The sequence below is a fragment of the Halorubrum sp. C191 genome (assembly GCF_002727095.1).
Classification (GTDB): domain Archaea; phylum Halobacteriota; class Halobacteria; order Halobacteriales; family Haloferacaceae; genus Halorubrum; species Halorubrum ezzemoulense.
On sequence record NZ_NHNZ01000085.1, the window covers coordinates 16760 to 33670 of the forward strand.

17 protein-coding genes are annotated in these 16911 nt (G+C 73.2%); 14 read left to right on the forward strand and 3 right to left on the reverse strand.

What is annotated here, in order from left to right; genetic code table 11:
* Window positions 1-92: 92 nt before the first annotated feature.
* Window positions 93-1001, forward strand: coding sequence for a BGTF surface domain-containing protein (locus Z052_RS07290; RefSeq protein WP_241897916.1), 909 nt, complete (start codon window positions 93-95; stop codon window positions 999-1001).
* A gap of 13 nt (window positions 1002-1014) precedes the next feature.
* On the opposite strand, the gene Z052_RS07295 is transcribed toward Z052_RS07290, so the two are convergent.
* On the reverse strand, window positions 1015-1284 hold the full coding sequence (locus tag Z052_RS07295) for a hypothetical protein (RefSeq protein ID WP_049931745.1): 270 nt from the start codon (window positions 1282-1284) through the stop codon (window positions 1015-1017).
* Window positions 1285-1401: 117 nt separating this feature from the next.
* Here Z052_RS07295 and Z052_RS07300 point away from each other — a divergent pair, with 117 nt between their 5' ends.
* Window positions 1402-2025, forward strand: coding sequence for a riboflavin synthase (locus Z052_RS07300; protein WP_099288937.1), 624 nt, complete (start codon window positions 1402-1404; stop codon window positions 2023-2025).
* Between the two features lie 25 nt (window positions 2026-2050).
* Here the strand turns inward: Z052_RS07300 and Z052_RS07305 are convergent, their stop codons facing one another.
* Together Z052_RS07305 and Z052_RS07310 are read right to left on the reverse strand one after the other, a co-directional pair.
* Window positions 2051-2755: a phosphoglycerol geranylgeranyltransferase gene (locus tag Z052_RS07305; protein ID WP_049931741.1), complete on the reverse strand. Its 705-nt coding sequence runs from the start codon at window positions 2753-2755 to the stop codon at window positions 2051-2053.
* A gap of 90 nt (window positions 2756-2845) precedes the next feature.
* On the reverse strand, window positions 2846-3925 hold the full coding sequence (locus Z052_RS07310) for a tubulin/FtsZ family protein (protein ID WP_049931740.1): 1080 nt from the start codon (window positions 3923-3925) through the stop codon (window positions 2846-2848).
* A gap of 74 nt (window positions 3926-3999) precedes the next feature.
* Between Z052_RS07310 and Z052_RS07315 the strand changes: the two genes are divergently transcribed.
* The 12 genes from Z052_RS07315 to Z052_RS21220 all read left to right on the forward strand — a co-directional run bounded on the left by Z052_RS07315 (window position 4000) and on the right by Z052_RS21220 (window position 16846).
* Window positions 4000-4569 carry a hypothetical protein gene (locus Z052_RS07315; RefSeq protein ID WP_086216920.1) on the forward strand — a complete coding sequence of 190 codons (570 nt, stop codon included), beginning with the start codon at window positions 4000-4002 and terminating at the stop codon, window positions 4567-4569.
* 7 nt (window positions 4570-4576) lie between these two features.
* Window positions 4577-5041, forward strand: coding sequence for a hypothetical protein (locus tag Z052_RS07320; RefSeq protein WP_086216921.1), 465 nt, complete (start codon window positions 4577-4579; stop codon window positions 5039-5041).
* Between the two features lie 143 nt (window positions 5042-5184).
* Window positions 5185-7203 carry an ATPase, T2SS/T4P/T4SS family gene (locus Z052_RS07325; protein WP_094580731.1) on the forward strand — a complete coding sequence of 673 codons (2019 nt, stop codon included), beginning with the start codon at window positions 5185-5187 and terminating at the stop codon, window positions 7201-7203.
* Window positions 7200-9023, forward strand: a complete 1824-nt coding sequence (locus Z052_RS07330; protein ID WP_099288938.1) for a type II secretion system protein — start codon at window positions 7200-7202, stop codon at window positions 9021-9023. The genes Z052_RS07325 and Z052_RS07330 overlap by 4 nt, the downstream gene beginning before the upstream one ends.
* An 85-nt stretch (window positions 9024-9108) precedes the next feature.
* The gene (locus Z052_RS07335) at window positions 9109-9609 is read left to right on the forward strand and encodes a hypothetical protein (RefSeq protein WP_049931733.1); all 501 of its coding nucleotides are present in this window, start codon (window positions 9109-9111) and stop codon (window positions 9607-9609) included.
* Between the two features lie 6 nt (window positions 9610-9615).
* On the forward strand, window positions 9616-10080 hold the full coding sequence (locus Z052_RS07340; protein WP_049931732.1) for a hypothetical protein: 465 nt from the start codon (window positions 9616-9618) through the stop codon (window positions 10078-10080).
* Window positions 10071-10679: a hypothetical protein gene (locus Z052_RS07345; protein WP_049931731.1), complete on the forward strand. Its 609-nt coding sequence runs from the start codon at window positions 10071-10073 to the stop codon at window positions 10677-10679. Before Z052_RS07340 ends, Z052_RS07345 begins: the two co-directional genes overlap by 10 nt.
* Window positions 10673-13894 (forward strand): hypothetical protein, encoded by a 3222-nt coding sequence (locus Z052_RS07350; RefSeq protein ID WP_094580729.1) that lies wholly within the window; start codon window positions 10673-10675, stop codon window positions 13892-13894. Before Z052_RS07345 ends, Z052_RS07350 begins: the two co-directional genes overlap by 7 nt.
* An 83-nt stretch (window positions 13895-13977) precedes the next feature.
* Window positions 13978-14430 carry a DUF5791 family protein gene (locus Z052_RS07355; RefSeq protein ID WP_086216871.1) on the forward strand — a complete coding sequence of 151 codons (453 nt, stop codon included), beginning with the start codon at window positions 13978-13980 and terminating at the stop codon, window positions 14428-14430.
* Window positions 14427-15329 (forward strand): NAD-dependent epimerase/dehydratase family protein, encoded by a 903-nt coding sequence (locus Z052_RS07360; RefSeq protein WP_049931726.1) that lies wholly within the window; start codon window positions 14427-14429, stop codon window positions 15327-15329. The genes Z052_RS07355 and Z052_RS07360 overlap by 4 nt, the downstream gene beginning before the upstream one ends.
* 123 nt (window positions 15330-15452) lie before the next feature.
* Window positions 15453-16625 carry a bifunctional oligoribonuclease/PAP phosphatase NrnA gene (locus tag Z052_RS07365; RefSeq protein ID WP_049931724.1) on the forward strand — a complete coding sequence of 391 codons (1173 nt, stop codon included), beginning with the start codon at window positions 15453-15455 and terminating at the stop codon, window positions 16623-16625.
* 89 nt (window positions 16626-16714) lie between these two features.
* Window positions 16715-16846, forward strand: a complete 132-nt coding sequence (locus tag Z052_RS21220) for a hypothetical protein (RefSeq protein ID WP_254921855.1) — start codon at window positions 16715-16717, stop codon at window positions 16844-16846.
* Window positions 16847-16911 lie beyond the last annotated feature (65 nt).

Sequence of the window (16911 nt, forward strand, 5' to 3'; positions counted from 1 at the left end):
TACGCATGCGATCCGAGCCCTCCGTCGGATCCGGCGCCACCGCCGGGTCCGAATCGGTCTGGCGTATCGCGAGGCGTAGATGTTCGACGGCGGTGGCGGTTCTCGTGGCCGCGACGGCGCTCGTCGGGGTCGTCGTCGCCGGGAGCGGCGTCGCGGCCGCCGACGGAACCGCCGAACTCGGCGCGGGCGTCGTCACCGTAAGCGAGGACGGGAGCGCCGAGTTCACCGTCGAGACCGACGGCGTCGACGCGTTCGAGGTCGTCGTCGGCAACGAGGAGGAGGTCGGATACGAACTCCGCGCCACGGTGACGCCGGACGGCGACGGCGTCACGACGCTCGTCTTCACCCACGCCGAAACCGGCGGGAGCGGCGCCCCGCTGACCGCCGCCGACGGCGGCGCGGTGGAGATCGACTACGAGACGACCCTGAGCGAGGCGATCGCTCCCGGAAGCTACGACGCGGAACTGTTCGTCGGCGGCGACCCCGCGGACGTCGCCACGCTCGTCGTCGAAGACCGAACGGGCGACGAAAGCGGGGGCGACGGAAGCAGCGGGGACGGCGCGACCGACGGCGAGTCGGCCGAGGCCGTCACGGTCACCGAGGCGGACATCGAGGCGGCCGATCTCGTCGTCGCCCCGGCGGAGACCGAGCTGAGCGTTCCGGTGACCGCCGAGGACGGCGAGACCGTGACCCTCCGGATCCGCTCTGACGGCGACGCGAGCCCGAGCTTCCTCATGACCGAAGCGGCGACGGTCGAGAACGGGACGGCTAGCGCGGCCTTCGATCTGCGTCGGACGACCCACGGAGACCGCGCGACGCTGACCGTCGGCGGGAACGAGGCGGTCAACGGGTCGGGCGCGCGCGAGGTGCTCGTCGTCGACGAGGAGATCGGATTCGAGGAACGCGACGGCGTCCTCGGCCTCGAAGCGCCCGGGTTCGGGGTCGTCGCCGGCGGGCTCGCTGTGCTCGTCGTCGCGATCGTTGCCCGGCGGCGGGAGTGAGAGCCGGGCCGAGTCACTTTTCGACCGAATCGCCCTCGGAGCCGGCGGCGTCGTCGTCTCCACGAAGCTGTCGCGGTAACAGTCCCGAGAGCAGCCGTCGGAGTATGGTGGCGGGGTCGAGGAAGTACTGCGGGAGGACGACCATCGCGGCGGCGACGACGAGCAGGCCGGCGCCGAGCGCGACCTCGCCGGCGAACAGGCGGACGACGGCGTAGTTCGCGAGCGGGAGCGCGAAGACGAGCGACGCCGCCAGCCCGATCATGTCCAGCACTCCGAGTCGCATCGACCCTCCGTTGATCCCCGGGGGGCAAAAGGGGCCCGGCCGCGACGACGGGCGGTCGAACTCCCAGATCCCGGCCGGACCCAGAACCGATATCCGTCGCCCGCCCCCAGTTCCGGTATGTTCACCGGCATCGTCGAGGGCACCGGTACGGTCCGCGAGCGGACCGAGACCGACGACGGCCTCCGGCTTCGGATCGGCGTCGACGGATTCGACGACCTCCACCACGGCCAGTCGATAAGCGTGAGCGGCGTCTGTCTGACCGTCGAGGAGCACGGGAGCGACGACGGCGGCACGACCGACGGCGGCGACTGGTTCTCGGTGTTCCTCGCGAGCGAGACGGTCGCGAAGACGTACCTCGGCGGGATCGAGGCGGGGGACGCCGTCAACGTCGAGCGCGCGATGCCCGCCGACGGGCGGTTCGACGGCCACGTGGTCCAGGGACACGTCGACACCATCGCCGAGGTGACGGGAATCGAGCGCGTCGGAGAAGACTGGCGGTTCACGTTCGCGACTCCGGAGGGACACGACGACTACCTCGTCGACAAGGGGTCCGTGACGCTCGACGGCATCTCGCTGACGGTCGCCGAGAAGCGCGCGGGCGAGTTCGACGTGGCGGTCATCCCGACGACCTACGACCTGACGACGCTCTCGGAGAAGTCGGTCGGCGACCCGGTGCACCTGGAGGTGGACGTGATCGCGAAGTACGTCGAGAACATGCTGGACGGGTACGCGGCCGACTAACTGGCGACGGACCGACCCGTCCCCCTCAGTCCCCTGCGTCCTTCGCGCCCTTCACCGTCTCGCGGACGGCGTCGACGCCCTCGTCGTGGAGCAGGTCGCCGACGACGATCACGTCGCTGTGAGCGGCCATCTCGTTGGCCGACTCGTAGTCGTGGATGCCGCCGCCGTAAAAGAGCGTGGCGTCGTCTAAGGCGTCGTGAGCGGCCGCGACCTTCTCCGTGTCGCCGAACGTGCCCGAGTACTCGACGTAGACGATCTCCTGGCCGAACATGCGCTCCGCGACCTTCGCGTAGGCCGCCACGTCGTCGGCACTGAGGTCGCAGTCGGCCTCCGTCAGCTGGGCGACCGACGCCTCCGGGTTCAACACGATGTACGCCTCGGTGTGGGTCCGGGTCCAGTCGAGGTCGTCGATCCGGACCCACTCCTTGTGGGCGCCGGTTATCCAGAAGGGGCCGCCAGCGTTGAAGACGGTCGGGATCAGGTAGCCGTCGAGCGCCGGCGAGTCGATCACGACTCCCGGATTCGACGGCTCCTGGTACAGCGGCACGTCGTACTCCGCGGCGGCGTCGACCACGCGGGTCATCTTCTCCGCGGTGACGTCGAGGGTCCCACCGATCTCGATCGCGTCCGTCCCGGTCCGGCAGACGTCCTCGAAGGTCTCGCCCGCCCGGAGGTCCTTGTCGGGGTCGACCTTCAGCACGTGGTCCCAGTCGTCCCACGGGTTAGTCATCGGCCGAGACTCCACCGGGCGAGAACAAAAAGGTGCGGAAGCTATCCCGCCCCGGAGCCCCGAGCCGCGCCGCGCGGGAGGGCGGGGGCCTCACAGCAGGTCGTCGATCTCGTCGTTCTCGAACGCGGCCGCCGGGTCGGGCTTCTCCTCGCGCTCGTCGCGGACCGCCTGCCGAGCGCGCTCCAAGAACGCCTCGACGCGCTGCGAGCGCTCGACCCCCGCGAGGAGGACCAAGGCGGCGATCCGGTCGGAGTCGAGCGGGAAGTCGCCGCCCCGGACCTGCATCGACCCCGTCTCCTCCTGAAGCCACTTCCGCGCCTTCTCCGCGCCCTTCCGGGAGATCCGGTCCGGGTCGCCGGCGACCGCGACGAGGGCGGCGTCGGCGTCGGTGGCGCTCGGCAGCGACAGCCCGGTCATCACCGAACTCCGGACCGCGCTCGTCACGGTGTTGACGTTCTCTTGCGGGTCCTCGGCGGCGGGCGCCGACGCGAACCCGACCGCGGCCATCCCGCCCGCCCGGAGCGTGTTGATCACCTCGCTCGTGTCGACGACGGACTCGGCGACGCCCTCGACCGCCTCGCCGGCGGCGAGGACGAGCCCGATCCGCTTCGCCATCGAGGCGTTGATCGCCTCGTAGCCGCCCTCGACGGACTCGCCCGCCGAGCGCCACGCGTCGTTGTCGAGCAGGATCGTCGCGTCTGACTCGCGGACCAGCGTCTTGAGCGACCGGCCGGCGTTCACCTGATACATCGTCCCCTCGTCGCGACCGGGGAGGACGCCGATGGCGTACACCGGTACGTCGTACACCCGGTTCAGCTCGCGGACGAGGACCGGCGCGCCGCCGGAGCCCGTCCCGCCGCCGAGGCCGGCCACGACGAATACCGCCTCGGCCTCCGCGGTGACCTTCGGGGCGAGCGCGTCCAACACCTCGACCGCGTCTTCGTCCATCACTTCGGCGCCGAGTTCGTTGTCGCCGCCGACGCCGTGACCGTTGACACGCGACTGCCCGACGAGGACCGTTTCGAGCGGGAGGGGGTCGAGGTCGGCCGCGGCGGTGTTGACAGCGATCGCGTCGAGGACCGCGCCGTAGCCGGCGTCGGCGTCGAACTCCGCGAGGGCGGTCGTGAGCTTGCCGCCCGCCTGTCCGACGCCGAGGAGGACTGCTTTCATGCCCAGACGTACCGGTTCCCCCGATAATATCCTTTCCCCGACGTTTAAGAGTGAGACCGTGGGCAACAGGCCGCATGACCGACCACGCGCGGGGCGCGGAGCCGACGGACGCGGAAACGGACGCGACGCCGACGGGAGCGGACGGACCGGACGACCGGATCGAGTCTCGGCTCCGCGCCGTCGAGCGCGCGGTGACCGGGAGCGAGGCGCGGCCGGTCGACGCCGCCGCGGACGCAGAGGCGACGGCCGAGCGCGAGCGACTCGAGTCGCGGCTCGACGACCTCGAGGAGCGCGTCGCGGAGTTGGAGGCGGCGACGCAGGCGGTCCGCGGCTACGCCGGAGCGATCCGGGCCGTCAACCGCGAGGTCGAGCGCCGGGCCGACCTCGCGCTCGCGAGAGCGACCGAGGCCGGGCGGGAGAACGAGCGGAGCGGCGGCAGTGTCGGCCGCGAGAGCAGTGCGAGCGACGGGCAGCGGGCCGACGACACCGTTCCGTCGGAGGGCGCCCTCGACGCCGCCCTGCCGGACGATCGCTCGCGGTCCGGACCGCGTACCGGCGGCAGCGGAACCGACGAGGCCGCCGGGGACGGCGACGGCGGGGCGTGGGCGACGGACGCGCTCGACCGCCTCCGGGAGTCGCTGTGAGCGAGCCGTGATCCGCGTGGCCCTCACCGTCCTCGTGGCAGTCGCGCTGCTGACGGCGTCGATGCCCGCGATCGAGACGGCCCGGACCGCGACGACGGCGGACCGGATCGGCGCCGAGGCGGACCGTCTGGAGCGGGCGATCGGCGGCGTAGTCGCCGGATCGTCGCCCGTAGACGACCCCGCCCTGGCGGCGCAGGCGACGGTGCGTTTCCGGGTCCCGACTGGGTTCGCCGCGGCGGAGGTCGACCGCGTCGCGCTCGTCGAGCCGCCGGACAGGCCGGGCGGCGTCGTGCTCGCGTACCGCGTCGAGGACCGGCCGAAGCGCACGGTCCGCGTCGGAACGGGACCGGTGGAGGTGACTGTCGATCTCGGCGGCGGACCGATCGAACTTCGCCCGGGCGGGACGAACCGCATTCGGCTCCGGTACGTCGACGACGAGGGGCCGACGGTCCGGATCAACCGAGCGGGGTAGACCGGGGCGGAGGGACGCGACGGCGCGGGGCAGAATAGATTACGACAGGGCAGACCGGGACGACGCGGATCGTTTCGAGACGCGGCGGAACGGAACGGCGGGACGGCCGACGACTTATATATCAAACCGCGGGCACGCCCGTCATGAACCTCGGTATCACCGATCAACTCGCCGACGGGGCCGGCGAGACGCCGCTCCGAGCGCTCCCGTGGGTCGACGAGGACCGCGACGAGTGTCGGTGCGAGCCGGCGTTTCGCGAGCCCGTGGGAACTGGCGTCGAGGACAGGGTTATACTCGACGTCGACGCCGGCGCGTGTCCCGGACGCGGCGACCTCGCCGCGAGCGCCGACTGTCTCGCGACCGTCGTGGAGGCGCTCGGCGACCGCGACGCCGACGTGATCAGGACACGACACCGCGGCCGCGAGCGGTCGTACGCCGACCACGCGGCCGACCTCCTGACCGCCGCCGGACGGTTCCGCGAGCGGGTCGGGTTCCGTGAGGAGCGGCTCGCCGAACGAGTCCTCCGCGACCCGCTCGGCGCCGCGGTAGAGGCCGCCGGGCGGGCGGGCCCTACGAAGCGCATCGCGGCCGAAACGGGGCTGCTGTCGGCCGCGGAGGATCTCGGCGGCGGCGAGAACTGGCCCGAGAGCGACGGCGTTCTGAGCGATCGCCTGCGGGCCCACGTCGGTCCGACGGCCGCGACCGCACGAGTCGCGGCCTCGCCGCCGCCGGGTGCGACGCTGGTCGATCGCTGGACGGTGCCGACCGGGGCAACGGTCCGGCTCTACGACGGCGACGACTCCCTCAGGACGTACCACCTCACGCCGCCGACGGTCGATCTGGACGCCGACGCCGTAGCGACGCTGGCCGCGGCGCGAGACCGGCTGCTCGACGACCCCCGCGGCGGCGACAGGGCCCCCGGACGAGCGGTGCGGGCGGCGGCGGAAGACGGCGACCCGGTCGCCGATCTGACGGAGATCCTGCGCCGACACACGCACGGCTACGGCGTGTTCGAACACGTCTTCGCCGACGAGAGGGTGAGCGACGCGACGGTGACGGCGCCGGTCGCGGAGAACCCGCTCCGCGTCGTGCTCGACGGGGAGCGGTGCCGGACGAACGTGCGGCTCCCCCCGGAAGGGGCCGCCACGCTCGCGTCGCGGCTCCGCCGGTCGAGCGGTCGGGCGTTCTCGCGGGCCACGCCGACGCTCGACGCGACGATCGAGTCCGAAACCGGTCGGGTCAGGGTCGCCGCGGTCACGGCCCCAGCCAGCGACGGGCTCTCGTTCACGTTCCGACGCGGGGATCCGGAGGCGTGGACGCTCGCGCGACTGGTGTCCGTCGACACCCTCACGCCCGCGGCGGCCGGGCTGTTGTCGGTGGCCGTCGAACGCGGGGTAGCGGGGCTTATCGCGGGCGGCCGGGCAGCCGGGAAGACGACCGCGCTCGGCTCACTGCTGTGGGAATTGCCCGCGGAAACGAGGGCGATCGCAATCGAGGACACGCCGGAACTCCCGGTAGACGCTCTCGCGGACGCCGGGCGAGACGCGCAGCGACTCTGCGTCGGTGACGGGGCCGAACTCGCCCCGGCGGACGCCGTTCGGACGGCGCTCCGGATGGGCGGCGGCGCGATAAGCGTCGGCGAGGTGCGCGGCGAGGAGGCGCAGGCGCTGTACGAGGCGATGCGTGTCGGTGCCGCCGGCGAGACGGTGCTGGGGACGATTCACGGCGAAGACTCGGCCGGGGTGGAGGAACGCGTCGTCACCGACCTCGGCGTCCCCCGCTCGTCGTTCGCCGCGACCGATCTGATCGCCGTGCTCGACGACCACCGCGTGGAGTCGATCGTCGAGGTCGGCGACCGCGACGGCGGCGTGAGCTTCGATCCGCTGTTCGAGCGGACCGAACGGGGACTCGTCGGCACGGGTCGGATCGACCGCGGTGAGAGTCGACTCGTCGAGGCGCTCGGGGGGACGAACGAATCGTACGCGGCGGTTCGGGAGGTCATCGATCGGCGGAGCGACCGGATCCGCGAGGCGGTTCGGGCGGGACGCGTTTCGCCGGCGCGGTACGTCAGGGGAGACGTATCCGGCGATCCGAGCGGAGACGTGGGAGCCCCGGCCGATCGACCACGCGAGGGAGGAGTGAAGCACGGAGGCGGCGCATGAACGAGGACCGGTCGAAACCGACCGAGCGATCGGCTCGTGTCGACGGAGAAGACGACGCGACCGCCTCGAAAGAACTTCGGCGGGCCGTCGCGTTTCTCGGCTGGGGCGTTTCCGCGGAGCGCGTCGTGGCGATCGGGTACCGGGCCGGCGTCGTCGTCGGGGCGGTTGTCGCCGCGGCCGCGGCGCTCGCTGCCGGCGCGGTCGTCGCCGCGCCGGCCGGACTAGCCGCCGCCGTCGGCGGCGTACACGCGGTCCACCGGGCGCCGGTGTGGCTCGCGTCGCTCCGGCGGACGCGGGCGCTGGGCGCGGCGCCGGGGCTCGTCGGGCGGCTCGTGTTGCGGATGCGGCTCGATCCCTCGACAGAGCGTGCGGTGCGGTTCGCCGGCCGGACGGGAGAGGGACCGTTGGCCGCGGCTCTCTCCCGCCACGAACGGGGCTGTGCGGACGGGCCGACGAGCGGCCTTCGAGCGTTCGCTCGCGAGTGGACTCCGTGGTTCCCGGCGATAGACCGCGCCGCCGCGCTGGTCCGGACCGCGGCGACCGCGCCGCCGGAGCGCCGCGGGCGGTGCCTCGACCGCGCCCTCGACGCGACGCTTTCGGGGACGACCGATCGGCTCGCGTCGTTCGTCGGCTCCGTCCGCGGGCCGGTCTCGGCGCTGTACGCGTTCGGCGTGCTGCTCCCGCTGGCACTCATCGCGCTCCTTCCCGCGGGCGCCGCCGCCGGCGTCGCGGTGGGTTCCGGACTCGTCGCCGGCCTGTACCTGATCGCGCTTCCGGGCGGGCTGTTGGCCGCCTCGGCGTGGCTGCTCTCCCGTCGCCCGGTGGCGTTTCCGCCGCCGCAGATCGGCGGAGACCATCCCGACGTGCCGGACCGACGCGGCCACGCGTTGGTCGTCGGCTGCGCCCTCGGTGCGGCCGCGGCCGCCGTCGCCGCGCGAGTCGTCGCGCCGTGGGCGTGGCCGGTCGCGGGGGTCGGCGTCGGAGTCGGGAGCGCGCTGTTCGTCCTCGCGCGACCCCGCCGCGCGGTGCTGTCCGAGGTCCGAGGCGTCGAGCGGGGGCTGCCGGACGCGATGACCGTGATCGGCGGAGACGTGGCGGAGGGGGTCGCGGTCGAGACCGCGGTCGCGAACGCCGGCGAGCGGCTCGACGGCGCGACCGGCGAGGTGTTCGAGCGCGCCGGTCGGCGGAGCGACACGCTGCGCGTCGGCGTCCGCGAGGCGTTTCTCGGACAGGGCGGGCCGGCCGCGGACGTGCCGTCGTCCCGGGTTCGCGGGGCGATCGCGCTGCTCTCCGTCGCCGCGCGGGAGAGGCGTCCCGCCGGCGACGTCCTGTTGGAGCTCGCCGACCAGCTGGAGTCGCTACGGGAACTCGAACGTGACGCGCGCCGCCAGCTCGCGACCGTGACGGGGACGCTCTCGAACACCGCGGCGGTGTTCGCGCCGCTCGTGGGTGGAGCGACCGTCGCGCTCGCGACCGGGATCGACGCCGCCGATGTCGGGAGCCTGGGAGCCGGAGCGGCAGCGGGCGCCGACGCGCTCGGCGGAGACGGACTGGGCGCGGAGAGCGGAGTGGCCGCTGGCGGGAGCGGGGCGGCGAGCGACGGCGCGAGGACCGGCGGAACGGCTGCCCTGTCGGTGCCGGTGCTCGGACGGATCGTGGGGACGTACGTGCTGTTGCTCGCCGCCCTCCTCACCGGGCTGGCGACCGGACTGGAGTGCGGATTCGACCGGACGTTGGTGGCCTATCGGGTCGGGATCGCGCTGCCGACGGCGACGGCCACGTTCCTCGTCGCGTTCGCCGGCGCCGGACTCCTGTTCTGAGCCCGATCGGTGGGGCAGTCGGCCCTCGATCGACCGCGACGCTCGGGGCCGATCGTTTATGTATGAAAGCGCGGCCAGCCGCGCCATGTTCGAGACGCACCTCGACGCCACGTACGCGTGGCTCGGCTTGGCCGTCGTGAGCGTCGCGGCCGTCGGCGTGGCCGCCGCGTTCCCGGCGTCGCCGCCGCCGGACGCGGACGGCGTCGCGCGCACCGTCGATTCGGTCGCGGACGGGTCGTACCCGGCGACGGCGGAGCACGGTATCGCGGCGGACAGACTCCGGCTCGCGGAGGGATCCGTCTCGCTTAGAGACGAGCGAGGGACGGCGCGGGCGACGCTCGATGCCCCGCGGATCACCCCGGTCGTCCGACCGACAGCGGGGGTGACGCCGGGCGCGGCGACGGACGCCCGGCTTCGGCGCGTCCTCGACGGCGCCCCTCCGGACGCAGCGTTCGACGATCCGGCGTCGTTCGCGGCGGCCGCCGAGCGTGCGCGAGCGGCGGACGCGAGGTGGACGACCGCACCGAGGCGGATAACGGTCCGGCGCGTACACTACGGTGACGTCCGGGTCACGCTGGTCGGGTGATCTCGCGTGTCGCGTGACTCCACGGAATCCGGCGCGTCGGCGACTCGGAACGGGCCGAGCGCGGCGTTCCCGACCGCCGACCGTGCCGCCGTTGAGCCGATCGCCGCGCTCGTCGCGGTGGTGGTCGTCGGACTCGCGTTGGGGCTATACGCCGGCGCCTTCGCGGACGCGGCGCCGGACGACCGTCGGTCGGCCGCGAAGTCGGCGCTGGACCGGGTCGAGGGGAGGGTCACCGTCGGCGGCGTCCTCGACCCGGACCGGATGCGGCGGGTCGAAGCGCCGGGGACCGCGATCGCGATCGAACTGGAGGCGGACGGCGAGCGGTGGTTGGCCGCGTCGGGGCCGGACGCGCCGGGACCGCCGGGAGTCCGGACCCCGGAAGCGGTCGCGGTCGCCGAGCGACGGGTGACGGTCCGCGTGGCGCCGGGCCGTAACGTCCGCGGAACGCTCCGGGCGGTGGTGTGGCGGTGACCAGCACCGTCCTCGACGTGACCGTGCTGCTGCTTTGCGTCTCCGCGAGCGTCGTCGCGCTCGGCGCGAGCGACGCCGGCGGCCCCGACGGCCCGACCGCGACCGACGCCGCCGACCGGCTCGTCACCGAGACCGAGACCGTGGCGTATCCCGACGAGGGCGCGCCGAACGACACCCGACGAATCCACGCGACGCGCGCGGAGTTGCTCGCGCTGGTCGCCGAACGAGTCGGTGACGGGGGCACGAAAACGGCGTTCGACCGCCGCGCGATCGACGCGGTTCACACCGGGATCGGTCCGCGGACGCGCGTCGACGTTGCCCTCGACGGGCCGACGCGGACGGCGGAGAGAGTGGGTGGGGTGCCGGAGCGATACCGGGCGCCTGGCGCGTTTCGAACGACCGAACCGGCGGCCGACTCGTCCGGATCGACCGCGGACGAGACCCGACGGGTGGTCGCCGTCGGACCGGAACCGCCGCGAGACGCCACCGTCGGGGTCGCGGTCGTCAGACAGCCGCTTCCGGCAGGAGTCGACGGCAGTGGGGAATCGGACCGACGCGGAGCGGGTGCTACGGTCCGGATCGTCGTTCGGAGGTGGTGAGCGTGAAGGGCAGCGACTCCGGTCGGGCGGGTTCCGGCCGACGGAGCCGGACGTTCGCGGTCGACGAGCGGGCGCGAGTCCCGTTCGCGCTGGTCGGCGTGCTACTGCTCGTGACGAGTTCGGCGTACGCCGCCGGACTCGCCGAGCAGGGGCTCGTCGGCGAGGACCGCCGCGTCGAACGCGCCGTCGAGCGAGTCGACGCCGACGCCACCGCCGCGCTCAGGAGCGCGGCCCGGGAGGCCGCCCACGAGGCGGCGGCGGAGCCGGTGACGCGGCCACCGAGTGGACCGGGAGCGGCGGCCAAGGCCGTCCGGGAGGGATCGGCCTTCGAGGACGCGTTCCGGATCCGACTCGCGGTCGCCGGATCGAAGGCGCTGGGTGCCGTCGAGAGCGACATCGGCACCGTGACGGCGACCGCGTCGCTACCGGCCGTCGAGTCGCCGAGCGACCTCGTCGCCGCGCGCGAGCGGGTCCGCGTCGAGCGGGTCGCCAACGGGACCGCGACGCGAGTGACGTTCGAGGGCGTCGCGACGACCGCAACCCGGAACGGGCGAACCGTCGTGAACCGGACGCGGTCCCGAACGGTCACCGTCGCGGTGCCGACGTTGGCCGCTCACGAGCGGACCGAGCGGTTCGAGCGCCGACTCAACCGCGGTCCGGTCGAGGGGCCCGGACTCGGGCGACAGGTCACGGCCAGCCTCTACGCGATGGCGTGGGCCCGGGGGTACGGGCAGTACGCCGGCGCACCGGTCGAGAACGTGGTCGCGAACCGCCACGTGGAGCTGTCGACGAACGCCGGGATCGTCCGCGTCCAGCGGGACGTGTTCGGAACGAGCGATCCCGACGCCCGCGGCGGCGTCGCGCGAGCGACCGCCCGGACCGGTGTGACCGACCTGCTGTCGCCGACCGGCGTCGACGAAGCCTCTTGGACGGACGCCGTCCTCGGAGCGCCGACGCCGACGGCGGAGACCGAGAGAGAGCGGACGGCCTCGGACGGGAACGCGGCGACGAGCGAGGACGCGGCGTTCGACTCGGCCACGGATCCGACGAGCGAGACGGCGTCGGTCGAGGTCGGGCACGCGGCCGACCGCGCCGCGACCCGCGTCCACGACGACCTCGAATCGATCGTGCGGGCGAGCCACCGAGTCGAGGCGACCCTAGAGACGGAGGCGACGCGGGTCGTCGAGGGCGGTCCCGTGAGCCCGGGTCGTCCCCGGTCGCAGCTCGGAGAGCCCTGGCGGCGGGTCGACACGTCGCGGACGGAGCGCGTCCGCGTCGCCGACGGGAGCGACCTCCGAACGGGAACCGACGGCGAGACGGTGTCGGCCGGCGAGTCGGTGTCCTTCGGCGGCGCGACTCGGGAGGTCGTCGTCGAGCGCGCAGCGACAGCGACGTGGGAGCGACGGGTCGTCGAACGGGGACCGAACGGAACGGTACAGGACGTGAGCGTCGACCGCGCCGTGACGAGCGACGAGGCGACGGACCGGTACCGCGTCCGCGTGTCGGTGACCGGGACGTACGCGCCGCGCGACGACGCCCCCGACGGGCCGACGGCGACGTTCGGCGCCGCCGACCGGGACGTTGCCGGGCCCGACCTCGCCGACACGCCGGCGGCCGCGAGGGCAGAGCTGAACGTCGAGACGGCGGGCGACGTCGATCGGATGGCTCGCGACGCCGTCGAACGGGGCGACGAGAGGCGGTCGACGGTCGTGTACGGCGACCGATCGGGCGCCGACCTAGGCCGGATCGCGGCGGACATCTCGACGCTGTCGGAGCGCGTCCGCGACCTGGAGACCGAGGCGTCGATGGCCGACGCCGCGGTCGGCGAGTCGACGCCGTACGGCGATCTCGCCGCGGCCGTGCGCGATCGACGCGACGCGCTACGCGACGCCCCGAGGCGGTACGACGGCGCGGTCGACCGGGGGCGCGTCGCCGCCCGCGTCGCGTATCTCGACGCCGTGATCGGGGAGCTCGAATCGGCGTCGGACGACAGGAAGGCGGCGTCTAACGGAGTTCTCGACCGCGTGAACGACGCGTTCGGTGGACCGCCCGTGGGCGAGGTGATCGCCAGCCGCGAGGCCGCACGCGACCCGGGGACCTACGCGGTCGGCGACGAGGGGCCCGCCGGCGCCGTCACGTTCGCTCCGGAGGGGTCGCCGGGGTATCTCCCGCGGACCGCGGTCGACGGCGAGCGCGTGGAAGGCGTCGACGGCACGACCACGAGGCCGCTCGCGGCTCGAAACGTGAACTACGCCACGCTCCCGTACAGCGACGTCTCCGGCGGGATCGCCGACCGGATTCTCGGCACCGACGACACGGTCCGTCTCGGCGTCGCCGGGCGATCGCTCCTCGCGGCCGACGAGGCCCTCGCGGCGGCCGACGACGACGACCTACGGGCCGACCGAAACGCGCTCGCCGGACGGGTTGACGCCTCGCTGGGACGCGTCGACGACGCGTTACAAGACCGGCTCGCGAAACGGACCGACCTCTCGCGCGAGCAGCGGAACGCGGTCGTAGAGAGCGTCGCGTCCGAGTACGGTTCGCTCGGCGACAGGGCCGTCGCGGTCGGCGACGGCGAGTACCCGAACCGCGTCGCGAGCGAGGCGGCCCGGGTCGGGTCGCTGTCGAGGGCCGAACGGCTCGGCCTCGCGGCGCACCTCCGGGTGGAGACGCGGAAGGCGGCGGGACGGGACGCGGTCCGCGTCCCGGCTCGCTTCGTCGACGCGACGACGACGGCGTCCCGGACGATTCGTCGAGACAGAGTCGAGTCGAAGATCGAGTCCCGCGCCCGGAAGGCGGTCGCGTCGGTGCCGGACGAGCGGGTGCCGAAGCCCGTTCGGAGCGTCGGCGCGGGACTCCCCGTCGCGCCGGTCCCCGGGTACTGGGTGGCGACGGTCAACGCGTGGAACGTTCAGGTGCGCGGAGAGTACCCGCGCTTCGCGCTTCGTGCGAACGTCGGGACGCCCGACCGCCCGTTCGAGTACGTCCGGGAAGCCGACGAGGTCAGCGTCGATGTGAACGGCGAGTCGGTCGCGCTCGGCGCGACGGAGCCGGTCGCGTTCGAGGCGCGGACGGTCGTCGTCGTCGCGGTCCCCGCCGGGCCGCCGGGCGTCGGCGACGTCGACGGGACGCGCGAGGAGACGTCCGGCGGCTGGCCGTGTCCGGGATCGCTGAGCGCGTCGCCCGGAGAGGGGGACGAGTGTACGGAGCATTGAGGGAGGGAGGGAGAACGCGGGCGGTGAAGCGCCGGGACGCGACCGACCGCAGGCGTTTTGCGACGGCGCGACCCAGAGGGAGTATGTTCCACGAGGTCGTTGACGACCGCGGAAGCGGGCCCGACGTCGACGCGGACGAACCGGCGGCGGCGGAGTTACTCGCGGCCTTCGAGACGCTGGTCACGGAGGCCGCGTCGGGCGTCGACGGCGACCGGCTCGTCGGCGAGGTCGGCCTGACGGAAGCGGACGCGAGCGCCGTCCGCGACGGGGACGTCGCGGCGCTCTCGCTCGCGGACGCGGCGGCCGTCCTCGCGGCGGCGGAGCCGGGGCGCGACGCCGACGCGATGGTCGCGGAGGTGCGCGATCACCTCCTGATGGGGATGGCGACCGCCGTCCTCGACGTCGACGCGATCGCCGCGCGGATCGACGCCGACCTCACCGGGCAGGAGGTCCAACAGGCGCTGGAGGGGCGGACCAGATTAACTCTTGGCCAGCTCGCGGAGATACTCGCGGTCATCGAGCGTCGGAAGCCATGAGAGTCGTCGTCGTCGGCTGCGGCTACGTCGGGCTGGCGCTGGCGGAACAGCTCGACGCCCGCAGCCACGAGGTCGTCGGTGTCCGCCGGTCAAACGCCGGCCTCGACGCGGTCGACGCGGTCGGCTCCGGGGTCGAGGCCGTCCGGGCGGACGCGACCGATCCCGAGTCGCTCTCGGCGCTACCGGACGCGGACGCGGTCGTCTTCGCGGCCAGCTCCGGCGGCCGCGGTGCCGACGCGGCCCGGGAAGTGTACGTCGACGGCTTGGCGAACGTCGTCGACGAGTACGGCTCGCGGGCCGCGCCGCCGGACCGGCTCGTGTACACCTCCTCGACGGGCGTGTACGGTGACCACGACGGCGGGTGGGTCGACGAGGAGACGCCGGTCGACCCGACCACGGAGAAGACCCGCGTCCTCGCCGAGGCCGAGCGGATCGCGACGGAGCGCGCGGCCGACGCCGGGATCGACGGGACCGTCGTCCGGTTCGCGGGGCTGTACGGGCCGGAACGCTACCGGCTGGATCGGTACGTGGATGGCCCGGTGACGGCCGGTTACCTGAACATGGTCCACCGCGACGACGCCGCGGGATCGATTCGACATCTGCTGGAGACGGACCGCGCACGCGACCGCGTCGTCCTCGTCGTTGACGACGAGCCGGTCGGCAAGCACGTGTTCGCCGACTGGCTCGCGGACGCCTGCGGCGTCCGGCGCCCGGAGAAGCTGTCGAAGGACGAGCGGATCGCGGCGGGGAACCTCTCGGCGGCCGCGGAGCGCCGGATCCGAACCAGCAAGCGCTGTTCGAACGCGCTGCTCCGCGAGCTCGGCTACGAGTTCGCTCATCCCACGTTCCGGTCCGGCTACCGCGACGCGGTGCGAGCGTACCGGACGCGGACCGAGTAGCGCGTCTCGGACGGACGGCGGCCGGTTCGGCCCGTCGTCGTCCGACCGCGGTCGGTTCCGTCGGTTTCACTCCGTCAGAACGGTAACGAACCTTCATGTGTCGGGAGCGACTCGACACAACGCATGCGAGCGATGAGCGCGGTCGGCGACCGACTCTCGCAGGCGGAGGCAATGGTCCGGGAGAACCCGGAGATCGCCGTCGCCGGGGCGCTCATCGTCCTGATCGTCGTCGCCGTGGGGCTCGTCGTGCTCCGTGCCCGCCGGACGCCTGGAGTCAGGTTCCGCCGGCTGCTGGCCGACGAGGACGAGATAACGGTGTTGATGCACCCGAACCCGGACCCCGACGCGATGTCGGCCGCGGTCGGCGTGGCCTCGCTCGCCGATCAGGTGGACGTCGACGCAACCGTCCAGTACCCCGGTCAGATCCGTCATCAGGAGAACCGGGCGTTCCGGACGGTCCTCGACTTGGAACTGGAGCCGATCGAACACGTGAGCGACCTCGCGTCGGAATCGGTCGTCTTGGTCGACCACAACGAGCCGCGGGGGTTTGCCGGCGCCGACGGCGTGTTGCCGATGGCCGTCGTCGATCACCACCCCGGCGACGGCGCCGGTGGATCGTTCACCGACGTACGGACCGACTACGGCGCGAGCGCGTCGGTCGTCGCCGAGTACTTTCAGGACAACGACGCGGTCCCCGTCCCGCCGGACAAACACGCGAGCGAGACCGGGAGCGACCTGACGCTGTCGACGGACACGGCGACCGGGCTGTTGTACGGTATCTTGGCCGACACGAAACACCTCACCGTCGGCGCCAGCGAGCCCGACTTCGCGGCGGCCGCGTACCTCTATCCGGGCGTCGATCAGGACCGGCTCGACCGGATCGCGAACCCGGCGGTCGACGCGGAGGTGCTGGAGGTGAAGGCCCGGGCGATCGCCGGCCGTCGCATCGAGGGGTCGTTCGCGGTCGCGGACGTCGGCGGCGTGAACAACGTGGACGCGATCCCGCAGGCCGCGGACGAACTCATCCAGCTGGAAGGAGTCAGCGCGGTCGTGGTGATCGGCGAGCGAGACAAGACCGTCCACCTCTCGGGACGCTCGCGGGACGACCGGGTCCACATGGGTAACGCGATAGCGGCCGTGCTGGACGACGTCGACAACGGGAACGGTGGGGGGCACTCCCGGATGGGCGGCGGTACGATCGAACCGGAGCTCGACCCCACCGGGGAGGAGCCGAAGACCGTCGACCGCGACGCCCTCGCCGACGGGCTGTTCCGGGCGATGGCCGGGGACGTGTGACCGCGATCGACGCGGCGGGCCGGCGGGGCGAGGCGTCCACGCCGGACGTGAGCGTGCGGATTTAAGTTCCGGGCGGCGATCCCTCCGCTATGTACATCGCTGACGCGCTCGACGACGGGTGGCTCGCGCTCGCCGGCGTCGGCGCCGGCTACGGTATCGCGGTCGGACTGGTGTTCCTGCTGGTCTTCGTCGTCCCGTACCTAGCCGTCACGGCGCTGTAGCGGGGCGCTTTCGTCAACGACCGAGAGGTGAAAACAGCGATCGGCGGGTCTCGATCTGTGGTCGT